The sequence below is a fragment of the Amycolatopsis rhizosphaerae genome (assembly GCF_007713715.1).
Taxonomy (GTDB): Bacteria; Actinomycetota; Actinomycetes; order Mycobacteriales; family Pseudonocardiaceae; genus Amycolatopsis_E; species Amycolatopsis_E rhizosphaerae.
In genome coordinates this window covers 1-2,452 of record NZ_VJWX01000725.1, presented here as the reverse complement: position 1 = coordinate 2,452, position 2,452 = coordinate 1, and the positions used below count along the sequence as shown (strand labels likewise).

The window sequence follows — 2,452 nt, the reverse complement described above, 5'->3', positions numbered from 1 at the left end:
CCGGTTCGGACAGGGGCGCCGACGGTGGCGGGGGCGGGGCGGCCGGTGCCGTCCCGGCGAAATCGTCGAACTCGTCCTCGACGTCGTTGTGGCCCGCCTCGGACCGGTACATGCGCTCGAACAGCTCCGCCACCACCACCGCGTCCTGCGGCCGGTCGGCGGGATCCTTGGCCAGCAGGCGGCCGACCACTTCGGACAGTCCGGGCGGGATGCCGGGAACGTCCAGCGGTGGTACCGGATCACGCAGCACCTGCAGAATCCGCTCACCGGGCTGCTGCCCGGTCCGGTGGGGAAACGGCGGCGCTCCGGTCAGCGCGGCGAACACCACCGCGCCGAGACCGTACAGGTCCGAGGTCACCGACAAGGTGTCCTCGCGCAGCGACTCCGGAGCGGCGTATTCCACCGTGTGCATCGGATCGCGCGGAAACCGGCGGCGCAGGGCCAAACCGAAGTCGGCGAGAGTCAGTTCGCCGGACTGGCGGTACAGCACGTTGTGCGGCGTGACCCCGCCATGCACCACGCCCACCTGGTGCGCCGCGGCCAGCGCGGCGGCGACCGTCCAGCCCACGGCGAGCGCGTCACGCACCGCCAGCGCCTTGCCCGAACCGAGCAACCCGCCCAGTGAACCCCGGCACAGCTCCATCCGCACGCCCGAGCGGCCGTCGGGAAGCTCGGTCACGCCGTCGGCGGGCAGGATCGCGCGCTCGGCCCGCAGGGTGTCGAGCGCCTTGCGCTCACGGTCGAACGAAGCGGTCGTTTCGCGGTCGAAGCCTTCGCCGAACACCTTGACCGCGACTTCGGCGCCGCCCCACTGGCCCGCGTAGACCGTGGCGACCGGTCCTTCGGCGAGCAGCTTCAGGCCGGCGACCACTTCGCAGCTCTCGACGCTCATGCACCCATTCTCCTCCCAGGACAAGGGGTTACGGGCCCCCGAGGCAGGTTCCTGCCTCCGGTCGGCCTTCCTCCCTCAGGACCGCTGAAGCAGCGAAATCTGTTCGGGGGGCTCGTTTCCGGCCGGTTCGGCCGCCACGGACGCGGCCCGCCCGGGTTGCCAGGCCCGCCGCCGGCCACGGGGCACGACGACGAAGACCAAGGCCACCAGCACCATCGCGCCGGCTCCTCCGAAGGCCAGCCAGGTCGCGGTGGACGTCGTGTCGTGCACCCACGCGGTGTGCGCGAGCGCGGCCGTATCCACCGGGGCCGGGTGATAGGCCGGGAGGCCCGCCGCCGGTGCCAGGTCCATCCCGTCGGTGACGGCGCGGTACGGGTTCACCAGACCGGCCCCGTAGGCGTCACTGGCCTGGCCGCCCCGCGCGGGGCTCGCGGTGGCCTCCAGTCGACGGATGACCTCGGGCGCGGACAACTGCGGCCAGGCTGCCCGCACCAGTGCCGCCGTCCCCGCGACGAAGGGCGTGGCGAAACTGCTGCCGTCGACGTAGGCGTGACCGCCCACTCTCGTCGCGGCCAGCACCCCCGCACCGGGCGCGACCAGTCCGACATACGGCCCGATCTGCGAGGTGGACGCGCGCGCTCCGTTGATGTCCACCGCGCCCACCCCGAGCACACCGGGATAGGCGGCGGGATACGAAGGGAGCTCCGTCGAAGTGTTCTGCTGCGCGTTGCCCGCCGCGGCCACCACCACGACGTCCCTGGCCACCGCGTAGGCGACGGCGTCACGGATCGGGGAGTAGTCGGCCAGGCCGGCCAGCGACAGGTTGAGCACCCGCGCGCCCTGGTCGACCGCGTAGCGAATGCCCGCGCCGATCACCTGGGGGTTGATCCGCAGGGTTTCCCCCCGGTCGCCGATGTCCCGGTCGCTGACCCGCACCGGAAGGAGCGTCGCGTCCGGCGCCACGCCATGGAAGCCGACGCCCGGCAGGGCGTCGGCGGCGATGATGCTCGCTACGGCGGTGCCGTGGGAATCGCAGTCGAAGTTCCCCGGAAAGGCGCGCGCCGCCGCGAAATCCCGGCCCGCGAGGACCTTGCCAGGGCGGCGCAGCTGCGGATGGTCGGCATCCACCCCGGAATCGACCACCGCCACCAGCACGCCTGCCCCGCGGCTGTAGGGCCAGGCCGTCTCGGGCGCGAGTGTCTGCTGGGCCCAGGGCTGGGCGGTGATGTCGGGGTGCGCTGGTTGCGCGTCGGTGCAGGCCCCCGGCGGGGGTGCGGCGTGCGCCGTTCCGCCGCCGAGGGACAACTGGAGGGCCGCCACCGCGAACACGGTGGCGATCGAAGCCAGACGGTGTCGGTTCACCCCGCGATACTGCGGCACCCACGGCGCCACAAGCGTGGCGTGGCCGCTATAGGTCAGGGGAGGGGACCGATTCCGGCGGCAGGGTCGTGCCCTCACAACCACCTTGAGGGCACGGTCGTATCGGCCAGGGCCCCGGCAAAGTCGCGTGAGTGTTGGCCGTGAAGGGTCCCTTCACAGTCGATTTGACTGTGAAGGGAC

General features: G+C 72.5%; 2 protein-coding genes. Both read right to left on the bottom strand.

Annotated elements, in window-relative coordinates:
• On the bottom strand, positions 1–892 hold an 892-nt coding region (locus FNH05_RS36065), incomplete at its 3' end, for a serine/threonine protein kinase (RefSeq protein ID WP_144593320.1).
• Between the two features lie 75 nt (positions 893–967).
• On the bottom strand, positions 968–2,254 hold the full coding sequence (mycP, locus tag FNH05_RS36060) for a type VII secretion-associated serine protease mycosin (protein WP_144593319.1): 1,287 nt from the start codon (positions 2,252–2,254) through the stop codon (positions 968–970).
• Positions 2,255–2,452: the final 198 nt, after the last annotated feature.